27 protein-coding genes are annotated in these 23,682 nt (G+C 27.8%); 4 read left to right on the top strand and 23 right to left on the bottom strand.

Annotation, left to right across the window (positions count from 1 at the left end; translation table 11 throughout):
• Nucleotides 1–53: 53 nt before the first annotated feature.
• The 3 genes from ACRCZX_RS08385 to ACRCZX_RS08375 form a co-directional block, all read right to left on the bottom strand.
• On the bottom strand, nt 54–1,709 hold the full coding sequence (locus tag ACRCZX_RS08385; protein ID WP_438582478.1) for a B12-binding domain-containing radical SAM protein: 1,656 nt from the start codon (nt 1,707–1,709) through the stop codon (nt 54–56).
• Between the two features lie 15 nt (nt 1,710–1,724).
• Nucleotides 1,725–2,678 carry an endolytic transglycosylase MltG gene (mltG, locus tag ACRCZX_RS08380; protein WP_438582477.1) on the bottom strand — a complete coding sequence of 318 codons (954 nt, stop codon included), beginning with the start codon at nt 2,676–2,678 and terminating at the stop codon, nt 1,725–1,727.
• A gap of 74 nt (nt 2,679–2,752) precedes the next feature.
• Nucleotides 2,753–4,339 (bottom strand): DEAD/DEAH box helicase, encoded by a 1,587-nt coding sequence (locus ACRCZX_RS08375; RefSeq protein ID WP_438582476.1) that lies wholly within the window; start codon nt 4,337–4,339, stop codon nt 2,753–2,755.
• A 207-nt stretch (nt 4,340–4,546) separates the two neighbouring features.
• Between ACRCZX_RS08375 and ACRCZX_RS08370 the strand changes: the two genes are divergently transcribed.
• A complete protein-coding gene (locus ACRCZX_RS08370) occupies nt 4,547–4,930 on the top strand; it encodes a PG0541 family transporter-associated protein (protein ID WP_438582475.1) in 384 nt (127 codons plus the stop codon).
• A gap of 47 nt (nt 4,931–4,977) precedes the next feature.
• On the opposite strand, the gene ACRCZX_RS08365 is transcribed toward ACRCZX_RS08370, so the two are convergent.
• The 6 genes from ACRCZX_RS08365 to ACRCZX_RS08340 form a co-directional block, all read right to left on the bottom strand.
• Nucleotides 4,978–5,127 (bottom strand): FeoB-associated Cys-rich membrane protein, encoded by a 150-nt coding sequence (locus ACRCZX_RS08365; RefSeq protein ID WP_438582474.1) that lies wholly within the window; start codon nt 5,125–5,127, stop codon nt 4,978–4,980.
• A 21-nt stretch (nt 5,128–5,148) separates the two neighbouring features.
• On the bottom strand, nt 5,149–7,341 hold the full coding sequence (feoB, locus tag ACRCZX_RS08360) for a ferrous iron transport protein B (RefSeq protein WP_438582473.1): 2,193 nt from the start codon (nt 7,339–7,341) through the stop codon (nt 5,149–5,151).
• A 9-nt stretch (nt 7,342–7,350) separates the two neighbouring features.
• Nucleotides 7,351–7,578, bottom strand: coding sequence for a FeoA family protein (locus ACRCZX_RS08355; RefSeq protein ID WP_438582472.1), 228 nt, complete (start codon nt 7,576–7,578; stop codon nt 7,351–7,353).
• A 92-nt stretch (nt 7,579–7,670) separates the two neighbouring features.
• On the bottom strand, nt 7,671–7,892 hold the full coding sequence (locus ACRCZX_RS08350) for a FeoA family protein (protein WP_438582471.1): 222 nt from the start codon (nt 7,890–7,892) through the stop codon (nt 7,671–7,673).
• Between the two features lie 98 nt (nt 7,893–7,990).
• Nucleotides 7,991–8,935 (bottom strand): tRNA 2-thiocytidine biosynthesis TtcA family protein, encoded by a 945-nt coding sequence (locus ACRCZX_RS08345; RefSeq protein ID WP_438582470.1) that lies wholly within the window; start codon nt 8,933–8,935, stop codon nt 7,991–7,993.
• Nucleotides 8,935–9,747 carry a tRNA lysidine(34) synthetase gene (locus ACRCZX_RS08340; RefSeq protein WP_438582469.1) on the bottom strand — a complete coding sequence of 271 codons (813 nt, stop codon included), beginning with the start codon at nt 9,745–9,747 and terminating at the stop codon, nt 8,935–8,937. The genes ACRCZX_RS08345 and ACRCZX_RS08340 overlap by 1 nt, the downstream gene beginning before the upstream one ends.
• 120 nt (nt 9,748–9,867) lie before the next feature.
• Between ACRCZX_RS08340 and ACRCZX_RS08335 the strand changes: the two genes are divergently transcribed.
• A complete protein-coding gene (locus ACRCZX_RS08335) occupies nt 9,868–10,206 on the top strand; it encodes a hypothetical protein (RefSeq protein WP_438582468.1) in 339 nt (112 codons plus the stop codon).
• 47 nt (nt 10,207–10,253) lie between these two features.
• Here the strand turns inward: ACRCZX_RS08335 and ACRCZX_RS08330 are convergent, their stop codons facing one another.
• The 3 genes from ACRCZX_RS08330 to ACRCZX_RS08320 all read right to left on the bottom strand — a co-directional run bounded on the left by ACRCZX_RS08330 (nt 10,254) and on the right by ACRCZX_RS08320 (nt 12,333).
• Nucleotides 10,254–10,499: a hypothetical protein gene (locus ACRCZX_RS08330; RefSeq protein ID WP_438582467.1), complete on the bottom strand. Its 246-nt coding sequence runs from the start codon at nt 10,497–10,499 to the stop codon at nt 10,254–10,256.
• Between the two features lie 137 nt (nt 10,500–10,636).
• Nucleotides 10,637–10,936, bottom strand: a complete 300-nt coding sequence (locus tag ACRCZX_RS08325; protein ID WP_438582466.1) for a hypothetical protein — start codon at nt 10,934–10,936, stop codon at nt 10,637–10,639.
• A 71-nt stretch (nt 10,937–11,007) separates the two neighbouring features.
• Entirely contained in the window at nt 11,008–12,333 is a 1,326-nt protein-coding gene (locus ACRCZX_RS08320) for a deoxyribodipyrimidine photo-lyase (protein WP_438582465.1), read from the bottom strand.
• Between the two features lie 125 nt (nt 12,334–12,458).
• Here ACRCZX_RS08320 and ACRCZX_RS08315 point away from each other — a divergent pair, with 125 nt between their 5' ends.
• Both ACRCZX_RS08315 and ACRCZX_RS08310 read left to right on the top strand, forming a co-directional pair.
• Entirely contained in the window at nt 12,459–14,114 is a 1,656-nt protein-coding gene (locus ACRCZX_RS08315) for a LytS/YhcK type 5TM receptor domain-containing protein (RefSeq protein ID WP_438582464.1), read from the top strand.
• A gap of 9 nt (nt 14,115–14,123) precedes the next feature.
• Entirely contained in the window at nt 14,124–14,849 is a 726-nt protein-coding gene (locus ACRCZX_RS08310; RefSeq protein ID WP_438582463.1) for a LytR/AlgR family response regulator transcription factor, read from the top strand.
• Nucleotides 14,850–14,873: 24 nt separating this feature from the next.
• Here the strand turns inward: ACRCZX_RS08310 and ACRCZX_RS08305 are convergent, their stop codons facing one another.
• From ACRCZX_RS08305 to ACRCZX_RS08255, 11 genes are all read right to left on the bottom strand, one after another.
• Entirely contained in the window at nt 14,874–16,250 is a 1,377-nt protein-coding gene (locus tag ACRCZX_RS08305; protein ID WP_438582462.1) for a carbon starvation CstA family protein, read from the bottom strand.
• A gap of 126 nt (nt 16,251–16,376) precedes the next feature.
• Nucleotides 16,377–17,111, bottom strand: a complete 735-nt coding sequence (locus tag ACRCZX_RS08300; RefSeq protein WP_438582461.1) for an EI24 domain-containing protein — start codon at nt 17,109–17,111, stop codon at nt 16,377–16,379.
• 40 nt (nt 17,112–17,151) lie between these two features.
• A complete protein-coding gene (locus ACRCZX_RS08295) occupies nt 17,152–17,775 on the bottom strand; it encodes an OmpA family protein (protein ID WP_438582460.1) in 624 nt (207 codons plus the stop codon).
• 92 nt (nt 17,776–17,867) lie between these two features.
• Nucleotides 17,868–19,202 carry a H2O-forming NADH oxidase gene (gene nox, locus ACRCZX_RS08290; protein WP_438582459.1) on the bottom strand — a complete coding sequence of 445 codons (1,335 nt, stop codon included), beginning with the start codon at nt 19,200–19,202 and terminating at the stop codon, nt 17,868–17,870.
• A gap of 151 nt (nt 19,203–19,353) precedes the next feature.
• On the bottom strand, nt 19,354–19,923 hold the full coding sequence (locus ACRCZX_RS08285; protein WP_438582458.1) for a hypothetical protein: 570 nt from the start codon (nt 19,921–19,923) through the stop codon (nt 19,354–19,356).
• Nucleotides 19,924–20,591: 668 nt separating this feature from the next.
• A complete protein-coding gene (locus ACRCZX_RS08280; protein WP_438582457.1) occupies nt 20,592–20,846 on the bottom strand; it encodes an MBL fold metallo-hydrolase in 255 nt (84 codons plus the stop codon).
• A 138-nt stretch (nt 20,847–20,984) separates the two neighbouring features.
• The gene (locus ACRCZX_RS08275; protein WP_438582456.1) at nt 20,985–21,122 is read right to left on the bottom strand and encodes a hypothetical protein; all 138 of its coding nucleotides are present in this window, start codon (nt 21,120–21,122) and stop codon (nt 20,985–20,987) included.
• Nucleotides 21,123–21,134: 12 nt separating this feature from the next.
• On the bottom strand, nt 21,135–21,854 hold the full coding sequence (locus ACRCZX_RS08270; protein WP_438582455.1) for a DMT family transporter: 720 nt from the start codon (nt 21,852–21,854) through the stop codon (nt 21,135–21,137).
• Between the two features lie 70 nt (nt 21,855–21,924).
• Complete coding sequence (rbr, locus tag ACRCZX_RS08265; protein ID WP_438582454.1) at nt 21,925–22,503, bottom strand: rubrerythrin; 579 nt, start codon at nt 22,501–22,503, stop codon at nt 21,925–21,927.
• A 123-nt stretch (nt 22,504–22,626) separates the two neighbouring features.
• Complete coding sequence (locus ACRCZX_RS08260) at nt 22,627–23,154, bottom strand: pyridoxamine 5'-phosphate oxidase family protein (RefSeq protein ID WP_438582453.1); 528 nt, start codon at nt 23,152–23,154, stop codon at nt 22,627–22,629.
• 68 nt (nt 23,155–23,222) lie between these two features.
• Entirely contained in the window at nt 23,223–23,459 is a 237-nt protein-coding gene (locus ACRCZX_RS08255) for a hypothetical protein (protein WP_438582452.1), read from the bottom strand.
• Between the last annotated feature and the right edge of the window lie 223 nt (nt 23,460–23,682).

The following is a 23,682-nucleotide window of genomic DNA, read 5'->3' as shown; positions in this document are numbered from 1 at the left end:
AAAATTATACCATACAGATAATATTTTTCAAACTATTTTCCCTCTTATTTTGATTAGAAAATTTCGAAAGTTGTTTTTCTATTAGAGTAATTAAAGAATATCTCTATAACTTCAGCTCTATTATTTAAAACGTCATACTGGAATTTTTCAAACTCTGTTTTTTTATAAGCTTCCCTTGTTGATTTAAAGTTCTTTTCTATCACTATTGCATTATACTTTTCTTTATCTTTTTTCGATATAAACCATTCTGGATAAGAACCTGGTTTCCCTAAAAGTAAATAATCTAATTTTAAATACTCCACAAAAATATCTTTTCCTCTAAAGTTCTTTTCTTCATAGAACTTAATTAAATGATTAAATATTGACACAATTTTATGCCCTACTCCTAACAAGTTATTTTTTTCATAATACTCTGCAATTTCTTCAAAGAAATCAAATGGTCTTTTATAATTTTTCTCAATTATATATTTAATTGAATTTTTGAATTTCTCTGAATTATAATAATAATCCAACATTTTTTCAAAGTTTTTTAATTTTACTAACTCTTCATAGCTTATAAAGCAATTTGACAATATTTCATAAGGTGGAAATTCTATATATTTATAATTATATTTTTCTATTTCTTTTGAAATTCTTGTTCCATTTAATATTTTTAAAAACCCAAGTTGAATCATTTCCGAATCTAACTCATAAACATAATCAAATGAATCTTTAAATGTTTCATAAGTATCGTGAGGTAATCCTGCTATTAAATCTACATGCAAATGAATATTTTTAGATATAGCTTTTATGTTGTTTCTTAATCTTTCTAGCAAGTTTCTTCTATTTATACTATTCATTGTTTCTTTATTGATACTTTGAACCCCTATCTCAAATTGGAAATAATGTTCTGGAACTTTTTTTAAAAATTCAATAACCTCTTCATCAAATATATTAGCGTTTATTTCAAAATGAAATGTCATGCCTTCTTTGTAATTCTCCACTAGATATTCCCATATTCCTAAATATCTGTCTTTTCTTAAATTATATGTTCTATCAACAAATTTTACCAATTCCACTCCTGAATCTATAAATTTTTTCAAATCACTTTTTACTCTTTCTAAAGAAACATATCTAACGCCTTTATCTATTGAAGACAAACAGTAAGAACAACTAAATGGGCAACCTCTACTTGATTCATAGTAAAGAATTTTTATATTTTCTTTTAACTCTTGTTCACTATATGGAAATGGAATTGTATCCAAGTTCTCTATTGGAAATTCATCTCCTAAATATTTTAATTTTTTATTCTCTAATGTCCCTACACCTTTTTGTAAAGTTTTATCCTTAGTTAAAAAATTTAATAATACTTTTTCTCCCTCTCCAACTAAAATATAATCAATTGAATCATTTTCAATTAAAGATTCTTCTGTATTATAACTTACCTCTGGACCGCCTAAGCTTATTGTTATATTTGGTCTTATTTTTTTCAATTCTTTTATGATTCTAAAAACATATTCTTTATTCCAAATATATGTTGAAAATATATAATGATCTGCTTTCAAGTTAAATAAATCTGTGATTATACTTTGCAACTGATTATTTATATTACTTTCATAAATTTCTAATTTTAATTCTGAATATTTTTCAACATAACTTTTTAAATATCTGATTGCTAAATTTGTATGTATAAATTGACTATTTATACCTACTAAAACTATTTTTTCCATTATTCTTTCTCCTAATTATTTACTTTTCTTTTGAACTTCTAAGTGTTCTTTATATGTTTTTGTAAAAGTGTGTTTCCCATTACTTGTTACTACAAAAAATAGATAATCTGTTACAGCTGGATTTATTGCAGCTATAACAGAGTCATAGTCTGGATTTGATATTGGAGCTGGTGGTAGTCCTTTATACATATATGTATTATAAGGCGAATCTATTTTTAAATCTTTATAGTACATTCTTCTTTTAGTATAATCATATATATAATTTACTGTTGCATCAGATCCAAGTTTCATATCTTTTTTTAATCGATTATTAAAAACTGATGACATAAGTGCTTTTTCCTCTTTTAGCTGAGCTTCTCTTTCTATTATAGAGGCCATTATTAATTTTTCATAAAATATTTTCTTATTTAAATATTTTTCTGATGGAAATTTTTTTAAAAATTGTCCTAGCATTGCTTTTACAATTTCATCTTCATTTGTATCTACAGATAAGTAATATGTTTCGGGATATAGATACCCTTCAAAATTACCATTTGGTGTAAAATATGGAAAATCTTTTATTTTACCTAAAGACTTTTTCAATCCTTCTTCTGATCCTATTTTTCTTTCTTGAAGAAGTTTTCCAATCTCTTTTATAGAATACCCTTCTGGAATAGTCAATATTGTATATTTAACTCTTCCCTCTTCCATCATTTGTAATATATTTTTATATGAGTATTCTCCATCTAATTCATAAAACCCAGCTTTTATATTTTTACCTGAATTTTTTTCATATTTTAAAAAAACTTTAAAGAAAATTGAATCTCCTATTCCTATTTGTTTAAAAATATTATTTAAATTTGTTCCTACTTTTAAATTAACTGTAACTTTATAATTCTTTTTAACATCTGTTTTATAAGAATATACTTTAAAAATTGATAAAAACAGCACTAATATAAACAATAAAAAAATTAGAACTTTCTTTTTCATAATACTCTCCCTACTTTATGCTGAAAAAAGCTGTACTTTGGTTTCCCTAGTTACAGCTTTTCTCTATTTTTTAATTATTTTCTTGATTGTTTTGCTTTTTCAATTAATGGTTTTTTTCCTTTTCTATCTTTTTGGAATATTTCAACAATTGTTTCTGCTTCTACAAATGGAACTGAAACGAATGAGAAGTTCTCATATACTTCAACACCTTTTAATTTTGATTCATGTACTTTAGTTTTTTCAGCTATTAAATCTACTAATTTCTTAGGAGTCATTTTATCTTTTTTACCTAAAGCTATAAATAATCTTGTCTTTCCTGTTTTATCAATAGAAACACTATCGATATCTGAATAACTAGTTTCTGCTAATTCTTCAGCATAACAGTTCTTTAATATAGCTGCTATTATTTCAATTGGAGTAGCTTCTTGATCTAATAACTCTTTTGCCATATCTTGGTATGCTTCAGCATCTCCATTTGTTATTAAGCTATTTACGCTATCAAATAATCTAGTTTTCTTAGCTAAGATTACATCTTTAACTCCTGGAACTTGCTCTTTCTTTATTTCTGTTTTTGTTATTCTTTGAATCTGAAGTAACTTTCTATACTCTGAAGGAGTTATGAATGTTATTGCAGTTCCTTGCTTTCCAGCTCTTCCTGTTCTTCCGATTCTATGTACATAACTTTCTGCTTCTTGTGGAATTGCATAGTTAATTACATGAGTAAGATCATTTACGTCAATTCCTCTAGCTGCTACGTCAGTTGCAATAAGAATGTTTAAGTTTTTGTTTTTAAATCTTCTTAAAGTTACTTCTCTATGATTTTGACTGATATCTCCATGAAGACCTTCTACATCATATCCTCTATCTTGAAGTTTTCCAACAAGTTCATTTACATCGTTTTTAGTTCTACAGAATACAATTCCATAGAAATCATGTTCGATGTCAACTATTCTACATAATGCTTCAAATTTATCTCTCTCTTTTACTTCAAAGTAAATTTGTTCTGTTAAGCTTGTAGTTAATGCTTTCTTTTCAACAGCTAAAACTTGATGTTCTCTCATATGTGATTTTGCTATTTTTAAAATTTCAGCTGGCATAGTTGCAGAGAAGAATAGCATTCTTTTCTCTTTATTTGTTTCAGTTAAAATTTTCTCAATATCTTCTACGAATCCCATATTTAACATTTCATCCGCTTCATCAAGTATGAAGTAATCGATTTTATCAAGCATTAAGATTCTTCTGTTCATTAAATCCATTACTCTTCCTGGTGTTCCAACAACTATATCCACGCCTCTTTGAAGCTGTCTTTTTTGTTGCTCTAAAGATTGTCCTCCATAAACTGGAATTATCTTTAATCTTCTTCCGTGTGCAAGCGAGTTAATCTCTTCTGCTACTTGAACTGCTAACTCTCTAGTTGGTGCAAGTATTATTGCTTGTATGTGACCTGTACTTGTTTCAATTCTTTCTAATATTGGTAAAGAGAAAGCAGCTGTTTTTCCAGTTCCTGTTTGTGCTTGACCAATAATATCCTTATCTCCATTCAGTAATGCTGGTATAGTTAACGCCTGTATTGGACTTGGCTGTTCGAATCCTTTTTCTAGTAATGGTTTTAACGTTTTTTCAGTTAAACCTAAATCTTTAAATGTTAATATTTTTTCCATATTCACTTCCTTAAACTATTTATATTCATTCATAAGATTATAGCATAGATTTATAAAAATGTGTACTTTTTTTATATTTTTATTTGAAAGTTATGAGTCATTTTTTTACATGTTCTTATTCTGTAATAACTATTACTATATTCAGATATTGATTTTTCAAATAAAATATAGTAAATAAAGTATTAATAATATTTTTAGGAGGTTTTTATGATTATTGATCGAAAAAATGCGAAAAGAACAGTTGTGTATATTAATGACTCTCAAAAAAATAATCTACAAAACTTTTTACATTCAATCGGCTTTCATTATTATACTGTCCAATCGAAACTTGAAGGAAGTTGGGAACATGGTATTAGACACTTAAACAATCATGTTTGGCCAGGATCAGAAGCTGTTTTTCATCTTATTGTTTGTAGCTCTAAAGTAGATTTGTTATTACAAAAATTAAAAAGTTTTAGAATGAATCTTCCTGACAATGTTGTAATGGCTGTTCTTGTATGCCCTCTTGATGATTTCATTTATAATATGATGACTGTTGATATTGAACCTGATAATAAAACTGAAGAAATCAATTGGTTAAAAAAAGATTAAATAAAAATGAGGGGCATAGCTTTAAAGCTATGCCCCTCATTTTTATTTTAATGCTTACATTTATCTTTTATACTACAGCTTCCATTTTTTGATTTTGAACAACTACAAGAACTTTCTCCTTTAAGCATTTTATATATACTTTTTAAGGCAATTGCTCCAATTATAATAACTATTCCAATTAAAATTAATGTTTTCATCTTTCCTCCTAATTTAAAGAGTTAAAAAAATAGCTTTCCAATTTGAAATATTAATGTTGATACTATATAAGGTACCACTAATAACATTGTAACTACAAAACATGTAAATTTATATCCAAATTCTTGCTTTATAGCCGCCAACGTCACAACACAAGGTACCACTAATAATATGTACGCCATAAACGAATAAGCTCTCAAAGGTGCTAACTCATCAGTCCAAAGTGCTTTTGTAGCTGCAACTACACCTTTCCCTTGTTCCTCTATTTCTTCAGCTTCTGGAACACTAAATAACCCTTCAACATTGAAACTCACAATTTGAACTATTGAATCTTTTATTGCTATTCCTAATCCTGCTATTTGTCCAACAACATCTTGAACAAATGTAGTTTCTTCTTCTTCACTGTTTTCTGATGCATTATCAGTAACTAAAACTTGTGCCATAAATCCTACAACAATCTCTTTTGCTGCTAAACTTGGAGGAATAGCTGCTACTGTTTCCCATCTATTTGCAAATCCAGTTGGTTTTAAAACTGTTTGAAAAGTTTTTCCAAACTTAGCCATATATGATTCTGCTGTGTTTCCATGGTTTGGAAAATATGTCAATGCCCAAAGTATCATGAGCATACCCATTATTGTTGTCATTGCTTTTCCTATATATGATCCTGTTCTATTTAATGTTGATTTAAATATAACTCTCATACTTGGAACTCTATATGGAGGTAACTCTATTAGAAGTGCTCTACCATCTGTTTTAAACATCTTAAAATTCTTTAAAATTAATCCTGTTAAGATTGCTACAACTATTCCTAAAACATATAATGACATTACAACTAAACCTGCTTTAGATCCGAAAAACGCAGCTGTAAATAAACCATAAACTGGTAATCTAGCTCCACATGACATAAAAGGTGCCATTGCTGCTGTTAATCTTCTTGAAGATTCATCTTCAAGAGTTCTTGTTGCATATATAGCTGGAACTGTACATCCAAATCCTAAAACCATTGGAACAAAAGCTTTTCCATTTAGTCCCAGTTTTGTCATTATTTTATCCATCAAAAATGCAACTCTAGACATATATCCACTCTCTTCAAGTATTGCTAAGAAGAAATATAAGTAAAGCATTAAAGGAACAAAAACTACTACTCCTCCTACTCCTCCTAAAATACCATCCATAACTAATGAAGCCAACCAATCTGGTGTATTTTCATCTATTAACATTCCTAAGTATTTACCAATAAAGTTATTTACAAATCCGTCTACCCAATCAATTAATGGAGCTGAACCATTAAATACAGTCCCCATTAAACCTACAATGATAATAAAAAATATTGGAAGTCCTAAATATTTATTTAATAATATTTTATCTACTTTATCGGTAAAATCCAATCTAGATTTTATTGAAGTTGTAAAAGTTTTAGCTAAAATTCCTTTTACTGTTCCATACCTTCCTTCCGCAAATATTGTTTCAATATCTTCATCATGATCTTCTTCTAATTGTTTTGTATAGTCAACTATGTCTTTATCTATTTCATAATGATAATCATTTTTCAATATTTCTAAAAGATGTGAGTCTTGCTCTAATAATTTTATTGCTAAAAAATCTTCCCCAAATTTTTGTGAAGCTTTTAATAATTTTTCATCACAATTAATCCTACACTTTATATCTTCTATTGCTGTTTCTAAGCATTTATCAAATAAAAGTGTATACTTTGGATTTTCTATTTTAGAAGCTGATATTTCTAAAGCTTTATCTAATAAGTCTTGAAGACCTGTTCTTTTTATTGCAGATGTAGTAACTACGTCAATTTCAATCATCTCTGTAAATTTCTTCATCTCTAGTTTATAATTTAATTTTTCAAATTCATCAAAAAGATTTAGCGCAATCAACATCGGTCGACCTAATTCTTTTAATAACATCGTTAGATATAAATTTCTTTCTAAATTTGTTGAATCTACTATATTTACTATTACATCTGGCTTTTCATTAATTATAAAATCTCTTGTTATTTTCTCTTCAAGTGTATATGGACTCAAACTATAAACCCCTGGCAAATCGATACATTGTATTCTATTACCCTTATATTCAAATTCAGCTTCTTTTTTTTCTACTGTAACTCCAGCCCAATTACCTACTTTTAATTTTGATCCTGCTAACGCATTAATTAATGCTGACTTCCCTACATTTGGATTTCCTGTAAATGCTATTTTTATCATTTTGTTCTCCTATCCTTCTATCTCTATCTCTATATTTTGTGCATCTTTTTTTCTTATTGCTATATTTGTCGATTTCACTATAAATTCTTGTGGATCTCCTAATGGTGCATTTCTTTCAAGTTTTATTATTTCACCGTTAGTTACACCCATATCAACTAACCTTTTTTTTAGTTCTCCTAGTTTTCCTATTTTTATTATTTTTGCTGATTCACCTTTTTTTAATTCTGTTAATTTCATAACTTCCTCCTTTTTTGTTCGTTATAAATACATTTTGTTAAACAAAGTATATTTATAAAATATAAACCACAGTTTATTGCTGTGATTTATTTTTATTCATTTCCAATTATTATTTTATTTGCTAGTCCAAAATTCAAGACATATTTTGTTTCATTTATTTTTACAATATAGTTACTTTTATCATCTCTTACTAAAGATATTTTGTTTCCTATATAAAACCCTTTTTCTGTAAGCCTATTCTTATCTTCATCTCTTCCTTTTATCTGTTTTATAACAAATTCTTTATTTTGTTCAGCAAAAATTAATTTCATCATAGAATAAACCTCCTAATAAATCATTCTTGTTCTTATTAAGAGTATATTCTAGAAGAGAACATTTGTCAAGAAGAAAACTTTAATAATCAAAGCTTTGATTAGGCAAATAGATTTTTTATACTATGAAGCATTACACTTCTAACATTGGGACTATCTTTTGATAATTCTTCTATTATTTTTTTCACCTTTAGACGTTTTGAGTTATCACTAACTTCATAAGGACAATCATTATGTAATATAGGCAAATTTAGTTTTTTTGCATATCTTATAGTTTCTTTTTCTTCTACATAAGCTAATGGTCTAATTACTTTCAAACCATATTCTTCTGAAATATAAGCTGGTTTCATAACTCCCATATTACCTTGATAAAACACATTTAATAAAAATGTTTCAATAATATCGTCCTTATGATGTCCTAAAACTAATTTATTAATATTTTGATTTTGCATCTCTTTATATAAAATTCCTCTTCTTACTCTTGCACACATAAAACAAGGATTTTTCAAATCACTATTCGTTAAAATACTTTCACCTATTGAAGTTTCTATTACTTGTAATTCTATTCCTAATTTTTTACAATAATCTTTAATTTCGCCATAATTTCCACCCTCTTCTATTGGATGTATATGTATTGGAAATATTTCAAATTTAATACTCGATATTTTCTGTATCCTTATTAATGCATTTAAAACTGTTAGACTATCTTTTCCTCCCGAGATTCCAACTGCAACTCTGTCTCCGTCTTCAATCATCTCATAATCATGCATTGCTCTTCCTATCGGGCTCCACAAAGTCTTTTCAAATCCTTTGTCTTGAATAAATGCTAAAGTTTCTTTTTCATTCATTTTATCTAAAGATATTTTCAATCCTGTTTGCTTATATATTTTATCTATTAATTTCATTCTTTTGTTTTCTGAATATAAAATCTCTATTTTAATCTCTTCTTTTAAATTTGTTATTATTATTTTTTCTTTTAATACTTCAAATTTGTATGTTTGAAAAAAATATCCATCTAATTCTTTTATATTTTCTATCTTCAGCACTACTCTTTTGCTCCTTTTTTATCTTCAGATACATACCCTAATACATAATCTAAATTTATATTTTTCATTGAATTAAATATACTTTGTTTAATCTGTGGATTGTTTTTTTCTAATTTTGTTAAAAGATTTTTAATCTCTTTTCTTTTAGAATCAACTTTTCCTGATTCTATAGGACACCCGCAAGCCATTGCTTTAATTTCATTACTTTCAGTAAAATCTATTACATCATTTTCTTTTATATATATCAATGGTCTTATCAACTCTAATCTTCCACTTGTTGATTTCACTTTCGGTATCATTGTTTTTGTTGTTCCTGCATAAAACATATTTATTAGTGTTGTCTCTATTACATCATCAAAATGATGCCCTAAAGCTAGTTTATTATATCCTAACTCTTCTACCTTCTTATATAAAACCCCTCTTCTCATTTTTGCACATAAAAAACAAGGACTTTCAGGTGAAGATTCAAAAGCTATTTCCCAAACATTTGCTTCAAAAATTTCACAAGGTATTTCCAGCTCTTCTAAATTAAACTTAAATTGTTCTAAATCAATTGCACCAAATCCTGGATTCATAGATATAAATGCAACTTCAATATTTTTACTTTTATCTCTTTTTAACTCTTGGAATAGTTTTGAAAGTAATAAACTATCTTTTCCTCCTGATACTCCAACTGCTATTTTATCTCCATCTTCTATCAAATCAAAATCTTTTATTGCTTTGGTAAATTTAGACCATATTTTTTTTCTATATCTATTTCTTATAGAATGTACAACTATTTCTTCCTTTGTTTTAAAAACTTTTTCCGCCATTTTTCCTCCAACCCTATTCTATAGTTTTTAACTATATTATATCATGGCTGTAAAAAATTTAACAATTCTTTTTTTTTGTGTTAGAATGACTTATCTAATTAAATGAGGTGATAATATTTTATGAATAATATAGAGATAAAAGTTCTAGAATTTTTAAAAAGTGGTATGGTTTACAGTGATGGTGCTATTATGAAAAATTTAGGAATTGATGAATTTGAATTAGAAAACATCTATAATTCCCTTACTTCACAGGGATATTTAGAAAGTTATGAAAACTTTTTAAAGAAAAATCCAGATTATAAAAAAAGTGAAGAAGAAAAATCTTGTGGGGATAGTTGTTCTTCTGGGGGATGTTCTTCTGGAGGGTGTTCTTCTGGGGGATGTTCTTCAAAAGATGAAGATATGGATTATTCTAAAATCAAAGTTTTAACAGAAAAAGCTTTTATTTATAATTTTTAAAAAAAGTAGGAGTAAAGATTCAAACAACTTTACTCCTGCTTTTTTTATTAATACATTTTATCTAGAATTCCTGTGATTTTTTTATAATTTTTATAATATATTTGAGTAAATACTAAAAACAGTAACGAAACTACTATTACTTCTAACTTTATAGTTTCATTTTTTATGGATATCAATAAACCAAAAATAAATATAATATAATATAACATTAAAAACTTTTTTATTATTTCATAAAAAATTTCAGATATCATTTTCAAAAAATTAATTATTCCTATTTTGATTTTTTTTAACATCACATTCACTCCTTTTTTAGATTCTACCTTCTTTCTAATTTGAATTTTTTTATTTGAATTTTTCAAATCCATTCTATTCACAAGTATATTACAAATGTAAAATAGGAGTATTTAGTACTCCTATTTTACATTTGTATTTAGTTTGCTATTTTTTCCTTCAGTAAATTCACACCTTCATCTACCTTCTCTTTTGCTGCATCTCCAACTTTTTCAACTTCGGTTCCTATTTTATCAGTTGTTTTTTCTATATTTTCTTCTACAACTTCTTGAATCGTTTGTGCTTCTTCCATAGTTGCTGGTGCTTCCTCAGCAGTTGGAGCTACCGGCATTTGAACTACTGGAGACTCTGGAACTGGTTGAGCTTCTTGTTTTTCACCTGAGCACCCAATCATAAATGCACTTAGCGCTAATAAAGATAGCATCGTTATTTTTTTCATTATAATTCCTCCTTAAAACGAATTAATATTATTGATAACCTATTATTTTGATTAAAACACTATTTTCCTTTTTATTTAGTATATTTTTCTATATATTTTTGCATTTTAAATTTTCTTTTTAAACCATCTGAATTCATATATCTTACTTTTCCGAAAATTTCTCTCTCTTTCCAAGCTCTATCATGCTTTCCAAAACACCAAGCTACTCCTGCATAAGAACTAGGATCTCTTCCATCATAAAAATATTTATTATTTAAAAAGAGTGCTATTTGATAAGCTTCTTTTGGGGTTTGACTCCATTCTAATATTTTTTTACACCAATACATTCTCATATAACTATCCATATAACCAATTTTTACCATTTCATTTTGACAAGTGTTCCAATAAATATCATGAGTTTCTGCATTTTCTAACTCTTTAGATGAATATATATATTTTCTTGCATCCTGCAAATGATTTTCCAAAGTTTCATAAGCCCAGTTATAAGTAACTCCGTACCAATTATCATAATTTTTATTATAATATACAAAGTTTATTGCTAATTCTCTTCTAACTGTTAACTCTTCCAAAAAACTTTCTTTCTGTTCAATCATATCTTCTATTTTTTCTATCTCTATCCAAATTTCTAAAGGTGATATTTGTCCAAAATTTAAATACGGTGATAACTTTGAAGCTCTTTCATTATCTGGCCCCTTATCTAAATAAAATTTCAGATTTTCTTTTATAAAATAGTCTAATTTTTTTCGTGCTTCTATTTCCCCACCTAAGAAATCATTGTTTACGACTTCTTTCTCCTCAAGAATATACATTTTTGAAACATCTAATTTTTCTATTTTTTTATTTTTTATTTCAAATTTTAGATATTCTATATCTTTAAATTCTATTAAAAATCTATCTTTTACCTTTTTATACTTAATTCTTAGAGTTCTAGCACTATACTCTTCTTTTGAACTTATGACTTCTACTGGAACTGTTACATTTCCTTCAACTTCAATTATTGTTGATGAAATTTTATTTGATATTCTTTTTTTCGCTTCTCTTTGAAATTTAAGATAAGCTTTATCCCACACTACAATCTTTGCATTTTTTGAAACTTTAATTATATTTTCTTCTAAATTACCCGTTAAAAAAATAAAACTGATTCCTTTTTCCTTTAAATTATTCTTTACATCTCTCAAACCTTGAAACATAAAATCATAATGTCTTTTTTGAACTTCTGGATATTCAATATAATTAAATACAACGTATAAAGGAAGCTGTGAAGAATTAGCAATTTCAATAGCTTTATTTAATGAAAAATTATATTTCGTTCGTTGAGATTCTTGCATCCAATATAATATATACTCACCATTTTTATTTTCGTTAATTTTTAAATATCTAACTCTATCTCCATTCATTTTTTCCTCCTTTAAATCTAAAATTCTGCTTCTAATTTTTTTCAAAAAAATAGTAATCTTTCTTTCAATTTGTTAATTTTCTTTTTTCTATGTTATAATTAACATTATAATTATTGAGGTGTCTTATGTTCGAATTAACAAGTAAACTTTTTAATACCCTTGGATATATTATAGCTATGGCCTTCTTTTTTTCTCGTTTTAAAATTGCTAAAAATATTTTTACTCGAGAAAAACATACTAAAAAAGATATCTTGATTCTATCAATTGTTTTTTCTAGTTTAGCTATTTTTGGAACACATATTGGTGTTGAATACAACGGTGCTATTGCAAATACTAGAAATGTTGGAATTATTGTTGGAGGTATTCTTGCTGGTCCTGAAGTTGCGCTTATTTCAGCTTTTATTGCGAGCCTACATAGAATCACAAGTGGAATAAACACTCTTACAGCAATACCTTGCTCAATAGCAACTCTTTTTGGCGGCTTTATTACTAGTTATTTATATAAAAAATCTAACTCTACAAATAGATCTTTCTTAGGATTTTGTGCTGGCATAATGATAGAAAATTTAAGTATGTTACTTATTCTGCTTATGACAACCGACAAGAATCTAGCTTTAGATATCGTTAAAAATCTTTACCTCCCAATGCTTTTTATTAATGGAATTGGTGCTGCTGGAATTATAATCATTACAGAAGAAATTTTAGAAGAAAAAGAACGTGAAGCTGCTAATCAAGCTAAATTGGCTCTTGAAATTGCAAACAAAACTCTTCCTTTTTTTAAAAAAGGAGAGTCTCTTGACAATGTTTGTCAAATCCTTTTAGAATCATTAAACGCAGAAACTGTTGCTATTACAAATAAAAAATATATTATTGCAAATTCTTTCAAAAATAAAGGAATTAATTTAAAAAACCAAGAAATACAAAGTAAAGCTACAAAAAATGTTCTGTCATCTGGGGATGTTTTAATTTTTGATAGAAATAGTGAATTCAATGATTTTTCTTACTTTGAAGATAACGTAAAATCTTGTATAATAACACCTCTTTTTCAAGATGAAAAAGTTTCTGGAACATTAAAAATATATTTTAAAAATGAAGAAAGTATAACAGCACGAAAAAAATATCTTGCCATCGGTTTATCTCAACTTATTTCAACTCAATTGGAAATAAGTAGGATGGATAATTTTAAGGCTATGGCTAGAGATGCTGAATTGAAAGCTTTGCAAGCTCAAATAAATCCACATTTTTTATTTAATGCATTAAACACAACCGCCTCATTTGTAAGATTTGATCCTGCTAAAGCTAGAGAAATTATAATAGACCTCTCAGTATATTTGAGGTATAATCTTGAAAATTCTGCTAATCTTGTCCCATTAGAAAAAGAACTCGAACAAGTTAAAGCTTATATAAATATTGAAAAAGCTAGATTTCATAATAAATTTAAAGTTTTTTATGACTTCGACGAAAATATAAATGATGTTAAAATTCCTAGCTTAACAATCCAACCTCTTGTTGAGAATAGTATAAAACACGGCATATTGAAACAACGAGATTTGGGAATTATTAAAATAAGTATAAAAAAAATAAACTTAAAAGGATATCTTATTAGTATTGAGGATAATGGAACTGGTATTGATTTAGAAATTATAAAAAATATAAATACAAAAATAGAAAAAAATATTGGATTGAAAAATGTTCACAATCGTTTAAAATTGATTTATGGAAACGGATTAATAATTAAACGTTTAGAAAATGGAACGAAAATTTCATTTTACATAAACTAGGAGGGCTTTATGGTTAAGTGCATTATTATTGAGGATGAATTTCCCGCTAGAGAAGAATTAAAATTTTTTATTAAAAATAATAAAAATTTTCACATTGAAAAAGAATTTGAAAATCCCATAGATGCTTTAAAATTTGTTGAAGCAAACAATATTAACGTTGTCTTTTTAGATATTGATATGCCTGAATTAGATGGTATGACTTTGGGGAAAATTATTCAAAAAGTTAATAACAAAATAAAATTAGTTTTCATTTCAGCATATAAAGATTTTGCTGTTGATGCGTTTGAAATCAAAGCTTTTGATTATATATTAAAACCTTATTCTGAGTACAGAATTATTAATGTATTAGATAATCTTGTTGAAGAGTTTTCAAAAAATGAAACCTTTTCAAAAGATTTAAATATCAAGAAAATAACTGTAAATCTTGATTCTAAAATGGTTGTGCTCTCAACAAATGATATTATATATATTGAAGCCGATGAAAAAGAATCTCATATATTTACAAAAGATGCTATGTACTCATCTAAATTAAAAATTTCTCAACTAGAACAAATACTTTCTGAAAATACATTTTTTAGATGTCATCGATCATATATTATAAATATAGATAAAATTATTGAAGTTGAGCCTTGGTTTAATAGTACATATATTTTAAAAGTTTCAAATTCTAATTTTAAAGTTGCTGTGAGTAGAAATAAAGTTAAAGAATTAAAAGAAATTTTGACTATAAAATAAAAATACCCCATTTAAGGGGTATTTTTATTTTTTTATCTTCTTCAAAAACAAAGCTAAAGTTACTACCGCTCCTGAAACACCTACAATGTATCCTATTGTTTCAGATAATCTAAATCCTTCTGGTGCAATTAATATATAAGTTATTACAACAGCCGTCATAAAAGTTCCTGGAATTGTTGCTATCCAGTGATTTTTATTCTCTTTCGCTAAATAAACAGCTCCTGCCCATAAAGCTATCGTTGCTAACGTTTGATTTGACCAAGCAAAATATCTCCAAATTATTGCAAAGTCTACAAAACATAATGCAATTCCTGCTGCAAATAATGGAATAGCTATTACAAATCTATTTTTTATAGGCCCTTGCTTATAGCTAATTGCATCTGCTATTGCTAGTCTAGCGCTTCTAAATGCTGTATCTCCTGAAGTTATTGGACAAGCTACTACTCCTAGTAAAGCTAATGCTCCTCCAACCTTTCCCAAAATACTATTTGATATAGTATTTACTACTACTCCTGCTGATCCAGCATTCATAAGTCCTTCAGTTCCACCAAAGAATGTCATTGCAGCGGCTGCCCAAACTAAAGCTATTACTCCTTCTGCAATCATTGAACCATAAAATATTTTTCTTCCTTCTTTTTCATCTTTCATACATCTTGCCATTAATGGCGATTGTGTAGCATGAAAACCTGAAATAGCTCCACAAGCTATTGTTATAAATAAATATGGATATATTGATGTTCCTTTAGGATGTAAATTTGTTAGTGTAATCTCAGGAATATCATATCCTTGAAAAATTAAACCTCCACCTATTCCTATAGCCATAACAATTAGAGATGCTCCAAATATTGGATATATTTTTCCAATTAATTTATCTACTGGTAAAATTGTTGCTAATATATAATAAGCTATTATTATCCCTACCCAAGTCATAGTATTTATGCTTGTCATACTTGCTAATATTCCTGCTGGTCCATTAACAAAAACTACTCCTACAAGAAGTAATAATAAAACTGAAAATACTCTCATTATTTTTTTTGCGTTATCTCCTAAATAATGTCCTACAATTTCTGCGATTGTTGCTCCATCATGTCTTACAGAAAGCATTCCTGATAAATAATCATGTGTTGCTCCTGCAAAAATACATCCAAATACAATCCATAAAAATGCTGCTGGTCCCCAAAGCGCTCCTGCTACTGCTCCAAATATTGGTCCTAATCCAGCTATGTTTAAAAATTGAATTAAAAATGCTTTTTTCCAATCTAATTCAACATAATCAACACCATCTGCTAAACGTACTGCTGGTGTTTTTTTATCACTTACACCAAATACTTTTTCTACATATTTTCCATAAAATATATACCCCAAAATCAAAGCTATCAACGACACTATAAAACTAATCATAAAAACCTCCATTAATTCAGTTATTTTATAATTTATTATACTACTTTAACTAGATAAAGATAACTATTTTAGACTGAATTGATCTTATAATCGCTCTAAACGTCGTTTTTACGACTTGAAATTAAATTATTTGTCTTTTAAAAATTTTAAAGTTGTATTAGTAAAAGCAACTATACTTATAAGTGGAGCTATAAATATTCCTATTATTGGAATAAAGTACAGCAGTGTGAAGATTGCTCCACCTACTGAAAATGCTATTTTATTATCCCACATAAAATCTGAACTTTCTTTCGATGAAAACTTATGTCTTTCTAAAGTATAGTCAACAAAATTATATGATATAAAATAACTTTGAACTATAAAAATTAATATTGGCACAAATATATTTATTACTGGAATAAATCCTAACAAAATTATAAATATAGTATAGAATATCTCTTTAAAAAAACTTTTACTTGCTATGTTTATACCTCTTACTAAAAAAATTATATTCTCTTTCAAAGTAAAATTATATTTAACTTTATTTTCAAGACTTTCTATTTTTTCTGAAACATAACTAAAAAATGGAGCCAACAATATCAATAAAATTGTTTTAAAGAAAAAATATTGTATTGATATCATAAAAAATCTAATTACAATAACTATTCCTATTTTTAATAAACTTATATTATTTTTAAAACTAAAAATTATATTAATTTTATCAAAAATTAATTTCCCTATATAATTTGAAAATAAAAAAAATAATACTACTATTAAAACACCAATAACCGCTCCTACTAAATATCCCCACCTTAATTTTGTTTCTCTTATTAATTTAGGTGCAGATAAATAGCTTTCTAACATTATCCTTACTTTTTCCATCCCTCTCCTTTTAAACAAAAAAAGACCGAAAGGTCTTTCTTTATTGTTGATATATATTTATTTCTACTCTTCTATTCAATGCTTTTCCTTCTTTTGTAGAATTAGAGCCTACTGGATTTCTATCTCCATATCCTACACTTGAAATTCTATTTGGTGAAACTCCTTGAGCTGATAAATAATTAGCTACACTCTGAGCTCTTTGTAAAGATAAATTTAAATTTGAATTTGGATTACCTGTATTATCTGTGTATCCTGAAACCTGGATTTTTGTTTCTGGATACTTATTCATAATATAAGCAATCGAATTTAAAGGTGTATAGAATCCTCCATTTAAAATAGAGCTTCCACTTTTAAATGAAGATTCTCCTGGCAATCTTAAATTTATATTATCTTTATTATTAGTTACTGTTATATTTGTACTATTTAAAGCATTCATGAACTCTTTATATTGAGCATCTTTATAAGCTCCCCATCCAAGACCAGCTAAAGCACCTATTCCTGCACCAATCAATGTTCCTTTTGTATCTTTTCCTACTAGTTGACCTATTAAAGCTCCTGCTGCTGCTCCTTTTACTGTTCCACTAGTTTTTTTATTTGCAGAACTACATGCTCCCAATAATGATGCAGTCATTAATAACATTGCAACTATCTTTTTATTTTTCATATTTTATTCCTCCTATTTCGATACTTTATTATATTATCTAATATATAAAGGAACATGTCAAGAAAGTATGATATTTTTCTCACTTTGTTTTATTACTTTGCTCCTAAAGCTGCCATTGTGATGTAATTATATGGCTGATTAAAGTGTGGCAAAAAGAAAATATCTAATAATTTCAATTTATCTATTGTTACTTTTTCTTGAATCGCCAATGAAAACATATGAATTCCCATTGATATATCTTGTGTTGAAGCTATCTGAGCTCCTAAAACTCTTCTTGTATTTTTGTCATAAACAATCTTTAAAGATACTTGATCATTATCGTCTTCAATAAAACCTGGTTTTTGTAAATCAGTAAACTCTGTAGCTAAAGCTTCGAATCCTAAAGCTGTTGCTTTTTCTAAAGTTAAACCTGTTGAAACCATATTTAATCCATATATTGAAATTCCATTTGAACCTTGAACTCCAATGCTATCTAATTTAGTTCCACAAACATTATGAGCTGCTATAATTCCAGAACGTACTGCATTTGTTGCTAATGCAATATAATTCGTATCTTCTATTGAATTATCATAAACTGTTGCACAATCTCCTATTGCATATACATCATCTAGGCTAGTTTTTTGAGTTAAATCAACTTTATAAGCTCCATTTCTAAATAACTCTAGATTGTCTTTTCCTAATATATTATTTGGTACAAAACCAACAGCTAATATAACCATGTCAGCTTTATAACTTTTCTTATCTGTTACAACTTCTTCTACTTTATCTGTTCCTTTGATTTCTAATACTTTTTCTCCAAAGTTTATATTTACACCATTTTTCATTAATCTCTGCTTCATCATTTCTCTAAATTCTGCATCATAATATCCAGATAAACAGCTATCACTAAAATCAACTAACTCCACATTTTTTCCACATCTCTGGAAAGCTTCAGCTAATTCAACACCGATATAACCTGCTCCTACAACTACTATGTTTTTTAAATCCCTATTTTCTAGTTTTTCTATTACATCCTTAGCATGCTGATATAATTTCACAAATTGAACATTTTTTAAATCATTCCCTGGTATAGGCAAATCTATTGGTAATGATCCTGCTGATATAATTAATTTATCATAAGATTCAACTATTTCTTCACCGTTTTTATTCATTCCATAAACTAATTTATTATCATAATCTATTCTTTTTACTTCTGTTTCCATATGAACTTTAGCACCATTACACTCTAACTTTTCTTTTGAAGAATAAAATAATCCTTCAGGACCTGAAATTTGTTTTCCTATCCATAAAGCCATTCCACAACCTAAAAAGCTAATATTTGAGTTTTTATCGAATACTACTACCTCTTCATTTGAATAATTTGATAAAATTGTATTAACTGCCGCTGTTCCAGCGTGATTTGCTCCTACTACTACTATTTTACTCATAATTGCCTCCTAAAATTCATTTTATTCATTAAGAAAAGTATACTCTTTTAGTATTTTAAAGTCAACGAATTTTAAGATCAATTTATGACCCGTTATTCATAATTTTTCACTCAAAAAACACATTCTATGAATGATTTGTATTACTTCAAATCTAGTCTATAAAAATTCTGCTACCTGTTTGTATTTCTTCAACTAAAAATTTACCTTTTTCATCTAATTTTTTTAATGCATATTCTCCTGTACAATGACATGCATACACACTTTTTATTTTAAATCTATTTAAACTCTCAATTGTATTACTTACATATTCATCATTTTTATTCAAACTTGTTCTACTCGAAAGATGTAAGCCACCTATCAATAAATCAATATTTTTCACTTTGAATTTTGATTCTTCTAAAATATTTTCAACTCCAATATGAGCACATCCTACTATAAGTGAATTTTGATTTTTTTCTTTTACAATCATATGTAGCTCGTGTTTAAATGTATCTTTTTCATATTCTCCATCTTTATTTCTTGTATAAAGAGTATCGTTTAAAGGATTAATATTTTTATCTTTTAAACAATGAAACAGTATTAAATTTTCAAACTCTAAGCTACCATCTATAAAGTTGAATCTTTCTACATCTAAATATTCATAAGATATTCCAATATCTATATAAGTAATAGCAATAGGTAAAGCTTTGAAGTTATCTCCACCTTTTCCCCTGCTCCACACCGTGCATGCGACTTTCACCGCACACGGCGTTCCATCATAATTTTAAATTAAAACAATCTTAAAATTATTGACTTGGGGCTATCCGTCCACCACTTATTATCATGGCTTCATTCGTACTGTGCCCCTACTCTCACAAGACTGAAGAAATTTCGTCCAACTTCAACTTATATTCACCAACCCTCTAACTAGGTTCTTATTGTGTCTTGCTTTCCACGTTCCATATTTTCTATCATTAAATCTACTTAGGCAGTTTCTTTAGCCCTGTAAGCTGAATACCGCCTTTAACAGTATAGCGAGTTTCATAATTTAGATTTTTACTAATCGCCACTTACCCCACAATTTTGTGGTTACAACATTTCTGCTATATAAAAATTTAGAGCCGTACATTCGAAACTTTGTCAGCACATGCGTGCATTCTTACCATATAGATTTGACTCCCGATCTATCATTATCTCGACCACCTCTGGTTCGCATTTCCTCAGCTTACCTGTTAGGGATAACTCTCAATCGACTTCACCGAGCTTTACATCGTTAGATTTAGTTAGAACCTAATCGCATATCGGAGTATCAGAGGAAGCATTTCAGGACGTTACTCCTTCATTCTACTTCTCGAAAATACAGTTCTCTATCAAATTTGCACTTACGCAACCTTCAATACGCTATAGCTTTTAACTATAGAACGTGTCGCACCCAAATATTTTCTTATAATGTTTTTCAAAATAGTATTCACTACAAAATATTTTAGCTTTTTTATTTTTATTTAAAAAATATGGAAGTCCACCTCCATGATCTTTATGACCGTGAGATAACACAAGATAATCTACATCTTTTAAATCGATTCCTAATTTTTCTGCATTTTTCCAAAACTTATTACTTTCCCCAACATCAAACAATATTTTTAACCCATTCGTTTCAATGTACAATGAGAGACCATGTTCCTTTGACAACTCTTTATCTAAACTTCTATTTTCAACTAAGACCTGTATTTCTATCTTAACATCCCTTCCTTAATTCGTATTTGTTAAAAATAATTATATTGTTTTTAATAATAAAAATCAAGTTTATAATATAAAAAATATTAATATTCCAAAAAAAGATATTAATGCTCCTAAACCTTCAAAATTAGAAACTTTCTCTTTTAAAAAGAATATTGATATTGGTATTATTAAAATCGGGCTTGTTGCTGCCAAAGTGCTCACAATTCCTATTGGCTAGTATTTCATAGCTTCTACTATCGATGTGACTCCTATAGTAGCTATAATGGTTCCTAAAGTAATATATAACATACCTTTTTTATTACTTATTCCAACTTTTATATTTCTCCATTCACTTTTAAAAGAAATATAAAGTATAAAAGCTAATATAGCTGGAATGGTTCTTACTTGTATTGTCGCAAAGGAATCATAGTGAACTGAACCTATTCTAGTAAAAACAACTCCTAAACTTTCTCCAAACATAGCTAATCCTGAATATAGTAAACCTATCTTAGAAAATTTTTTATCACTTTTCTTTTTTAAGATTACAATTATTATTCCAAGTATAGTTAATAGCATACCTAAAATTTTTACTAATTCTATTTTTTCTCCTAAAAGAAAAAAGCTCAAAATAGAAACAGCTATTGGACTAAATGTCATTACCAATAATGTTATTCTTGAGCCTATATTTATATAGGCTTTAAAAAGAAAAAAATCTCCTAAAAATAGTCCAAATAAACCTGATATTGATAAAAATTTTAAAGATTCTCTATTTGCATCGAACGGCAATATCATTCCTCGTCTCATATTTGTTATTATCCCTAAAAATACCATTGCTAAAAGCAACCTTATAAGATTTACTGCTAATGTCCCAACTTCTTTACTTGCTTTTTCTAAAAAAATAGAGCTTCCAACCCATCCAAATGCTGCAACCAACGATAAAATTTCTCCTAACATTATTTCTCCCCTTTCAACAATATCAAAAAAAACAAAAAAAGAGAGCATTTTACTCTCTCTAAAATATTCTTTAATAATTTATACATTCCATTTCAAAATCTTTTTGCTTTTCTAAGCAAGAAGGACAAACTTTTGGGGCTTCTTTTGATTCGTGAACATATCCACATTTTCTACATTTCCATCTTACATCTACATCTTTTTTAAATACATGCTCTGTATTTAAATTCTCCAATAATTTACGATATCTTTTTTCATGTAACTTTTCAACTTCTACAATTGCTTTGAATGCTGCCGCTACTTGTGGGAATCCTTCTTCCAAAGCTACTTCAGCAAACCCTGGATACAACTCTGCCCACTCTTCATATTCACCTTCTGCTGCTTCTTGTAAATTTTCCATCGTTGCACCTACTATTCCTGCTGGATAAGTTGCTGTTATTTCTACAGGACCTCCTTCTAAAAACGAAAAGAATCTTCTAGCATGATATTGTTCATTTAAAGCAGTTTCTTCAAACAAACTTGCTATCTGCTCATAACCTTCTTTTTTAGCTTTCGATGCAAACATTGTATATCTTTGTCTCGCTTGAGATTCTCCTGCAAAAGCTTTTAATAAGTTTTGCTCAGTTTTAGTTCCTTTAATCGATTTTGTCATTTTATCCCTCCTAAATTTAACTCTGTTTGTTTATTCATATTTTTTATTTTTTTCCTTTTTTTTTCATAAAAAAATGGAAGATTTATATTATCTTTTTAAGATATATAAACCTTCCATTTTAAATTAACTTATTCTATGAGTTTTTTTATCTCCTGTCATTTGAATAATTTCATTGCCCTTTATATTAAATGCTTGACCAAAACCTTTTACAAACCTTCCATCAATTACATTTAATTTTATCAAATGGAAATCTTCCATTTTACGAACAATTTTTATTGCATTTCCTATTTTCTCTTCGAAGACATCTAAAATACTTTGAAATCTTTCATCTCTTTTTTGAAAATTCGCAGTTACATTGTATCTCAATCTTTTTCTTGCTAATATAGAAGATGCTTCTTTTTCATCTTCTAAAAACATAATTTCAAATTTTTGAGTATTTTCTGTTAAATTATTGAAATGGTCTCCTATTTCACTAATATAAATATATCCTTCTCCTTCATACTTTAAGTACGGTGCATAAGTAACATCTACTTCTCCATCCTTTGAAATTGTTCCTAATATAACTGATTTAAATTCACTTTCAAACTTATCTATCTCTTTCTTTATTTCTTCTTTATATAGCAATAGGTAAGGATTTGAAGTTATCTCCACCTTTTCCCCTGCTCCACACCGTGCATGCAACTTTCACCGCACACGGCGTTCCATCATAATTTTAAATTTTATTTATATTTAGAAAGTGTTTTTAATATTTTTGCATAATTCTCATTGTCTTTATAGCAATCCTCTCTATTGCTACTTTTCAGTAAGGTCTTGAATGACGAATCTAGTAACATTAAATTTTCAAGGTCATCACTTCCTCCATGTTCTTTTGGGACTAGCCTACGAACATAGAAGTTGTCATTTCCCTTTATATATTCGCCTGTTACTTCACAAGTTGAGTTTCTTTTGACTCTCAAGATTGCTCTTATTTGAGGGTCTTCAATTTCGTTTATCTCAATTTATTTTTCTACATCCATAACTTTCTTTTTCGCCTAAAATAGTTTAGGTATTTTAAACTTTATAGCTTGTAGCGTGAAAACTGTAGTGCTTGCTACGTTCCATACTTTAAAGTTGTACCCTTTATAGCGGAGCTTATACTTTTTATACTTTTTGTCAGAAGGTTTCCCTATTCTGTTTCTA

This window comes from Cetobacterium sp. (genome assembly GCF_051658645.1).
Lineage (GTDB): Bacteria > Fusobacteriota > Fusobacteriia > Fusobacteriales > Fusobacteriaceae > Cetobacterium_A.
This window is presented reverse-complemented; position numbering and strand designations above follow the sequence as displayed.

Coding starts and splice junctions, on each gene's coding strand:
- ACRCZX_RS08385 (WP_438582478.1), bottom strand. CDS start 1,709: ATGGAAAAAATAGTTTTAGTAGGTATAAATAGTCAATTTATACATACA.
- mltG (WP_438582477.1), bottom strand. CDS start 2,678: ATGAAAAAGAAAGTTCTAATTTTTTTATTGTTTATATTAGTGCTGTTT.
- ACRCZX_RS08375 (WP_438582476.1), bottom strand. CDS start 4,339: ATGGAAAAAATATTAACATTTAAAGATTTAGGTTTAACTGAAAAAACG.
- ACRCZX_RS08370 (WP_438582475.1), top strand. CDS start 4,547: ATGATTATTGATCGAAAAAATGCGAAAAGAACAGTTGTGTATATTAAT.
- ACRCZX_RS08365 (WP_438582474.1), bottom strand. CDS start 5,127: ATGAAAACATTAATTTTAATTGGAATAGTTATTATAATTGGAGCAATT.
- feoB (WP_438582473.1), bottom strand. CDS start 7,341: ATGATAAAAATAGCATTTACAGGAAATCCAAATGTAGGGAAGTCAGCA.
- ACRCZX_RS08355 (WP_438582472.1), bottom strand. CDS start 7,578: ATGAAATTAACAGAATTAAAAAAAGGTGAATCAGCAAAAATAATAAAA.
- ACRCZX_RS08350 (WP_438582471.1), bottom strand. CDS start 7,892: ATGATGAAATTAATTTTTGCTGAACAAAATAAAGAATTTGTTATAAAA.
- ACRCZX_RS08340 (WP_438582469.1), bottom strand. CDS start 9,747: ATGGCGGAAAAAGTTTTTAAAACAAAGGAAGAAATAGTTGTACATTCT.
- ACRCZX_RS08335 (WP_438582468.1), top strand. CDS start 9,868: ATGAATAATATAGAGATAAAAGTTCTAGAATTTTTAAAAAGTGGTATG.
- ACRCZX_RS08330 (WP_438582467.1), bottom strand. CDS start 10,499: ATGTTAAAAAAAATCAAAATAGGAATAATTAATTTTTTGAAAATGATA.
- ACRCZX_RS08325 (WP_438582466.1), bottom strand. CDS start 10,936: ATGAAAAAAATAACGATGCTATCTTTATTAGCGCTAAGTGCATTTATG.
- ACRCZX_RS08320 (WP_438582465.1), bottom strand. CDS start 12,333: ATGAATGGAGATAGAGTTAGATATTTAAAAATTAACGAAAATAAAAAT.
- ACRCZX_RS08315 (WP_438582464.1), top strand. CDS start 12,459: ATGTTCGAATTAACAAGTAAACTTTTTAATACCCTTGGATATATTATA.
- ACRCZX_RS08310 (WP_438582463.1), top strand. CDS start 14,124: ATGGTTAAGTGCATTATTATTGAGGATGAATTTCCCGCTAGAGAAGAA.
- ACRCZX_RS08305 (WP_438582462.1), bottom strand. CDS start 16,250: ATGATTAGTTTTATAGTGTCGTTGATAGCTTTGATTTTGGGGTATATA.
- ACRCZX_RS08300 (WP_438582461.1), bottom strand. CDS start 17,111: ATGGAAAAAGTAAGGATAATGTTAGAAAGCTATTTATCTGCACCTAAA.
- ACRCZX_RS08295 (WP_438582460.1), bottom strand. CDS start 17,775: ATGAAAAATAAAAAGATAGTTGCAATGTTATTAATGACTGCATCATTA.
- nox (WP_438582459.1), bottom strand. CDS start 19,202: ATGAGTAAAATAGTAGTAGTAGGAGCAAATCACGCTGGAACAGCGGCA.
- ACRCZX_RS08270 (WP_438582455.1), bottom strand. CDS start 21,854: ATGTTAGGAGAAATTTTATCGTTGGTTGCAGCATTTGGATGGGTTGGA.
- rbr (WP_438582454.1), bottom strand. CDS start 22,503: ATGACAAAATCGATTAAAGGAACTAAAACTGAGCAAAACTTATTAAAA.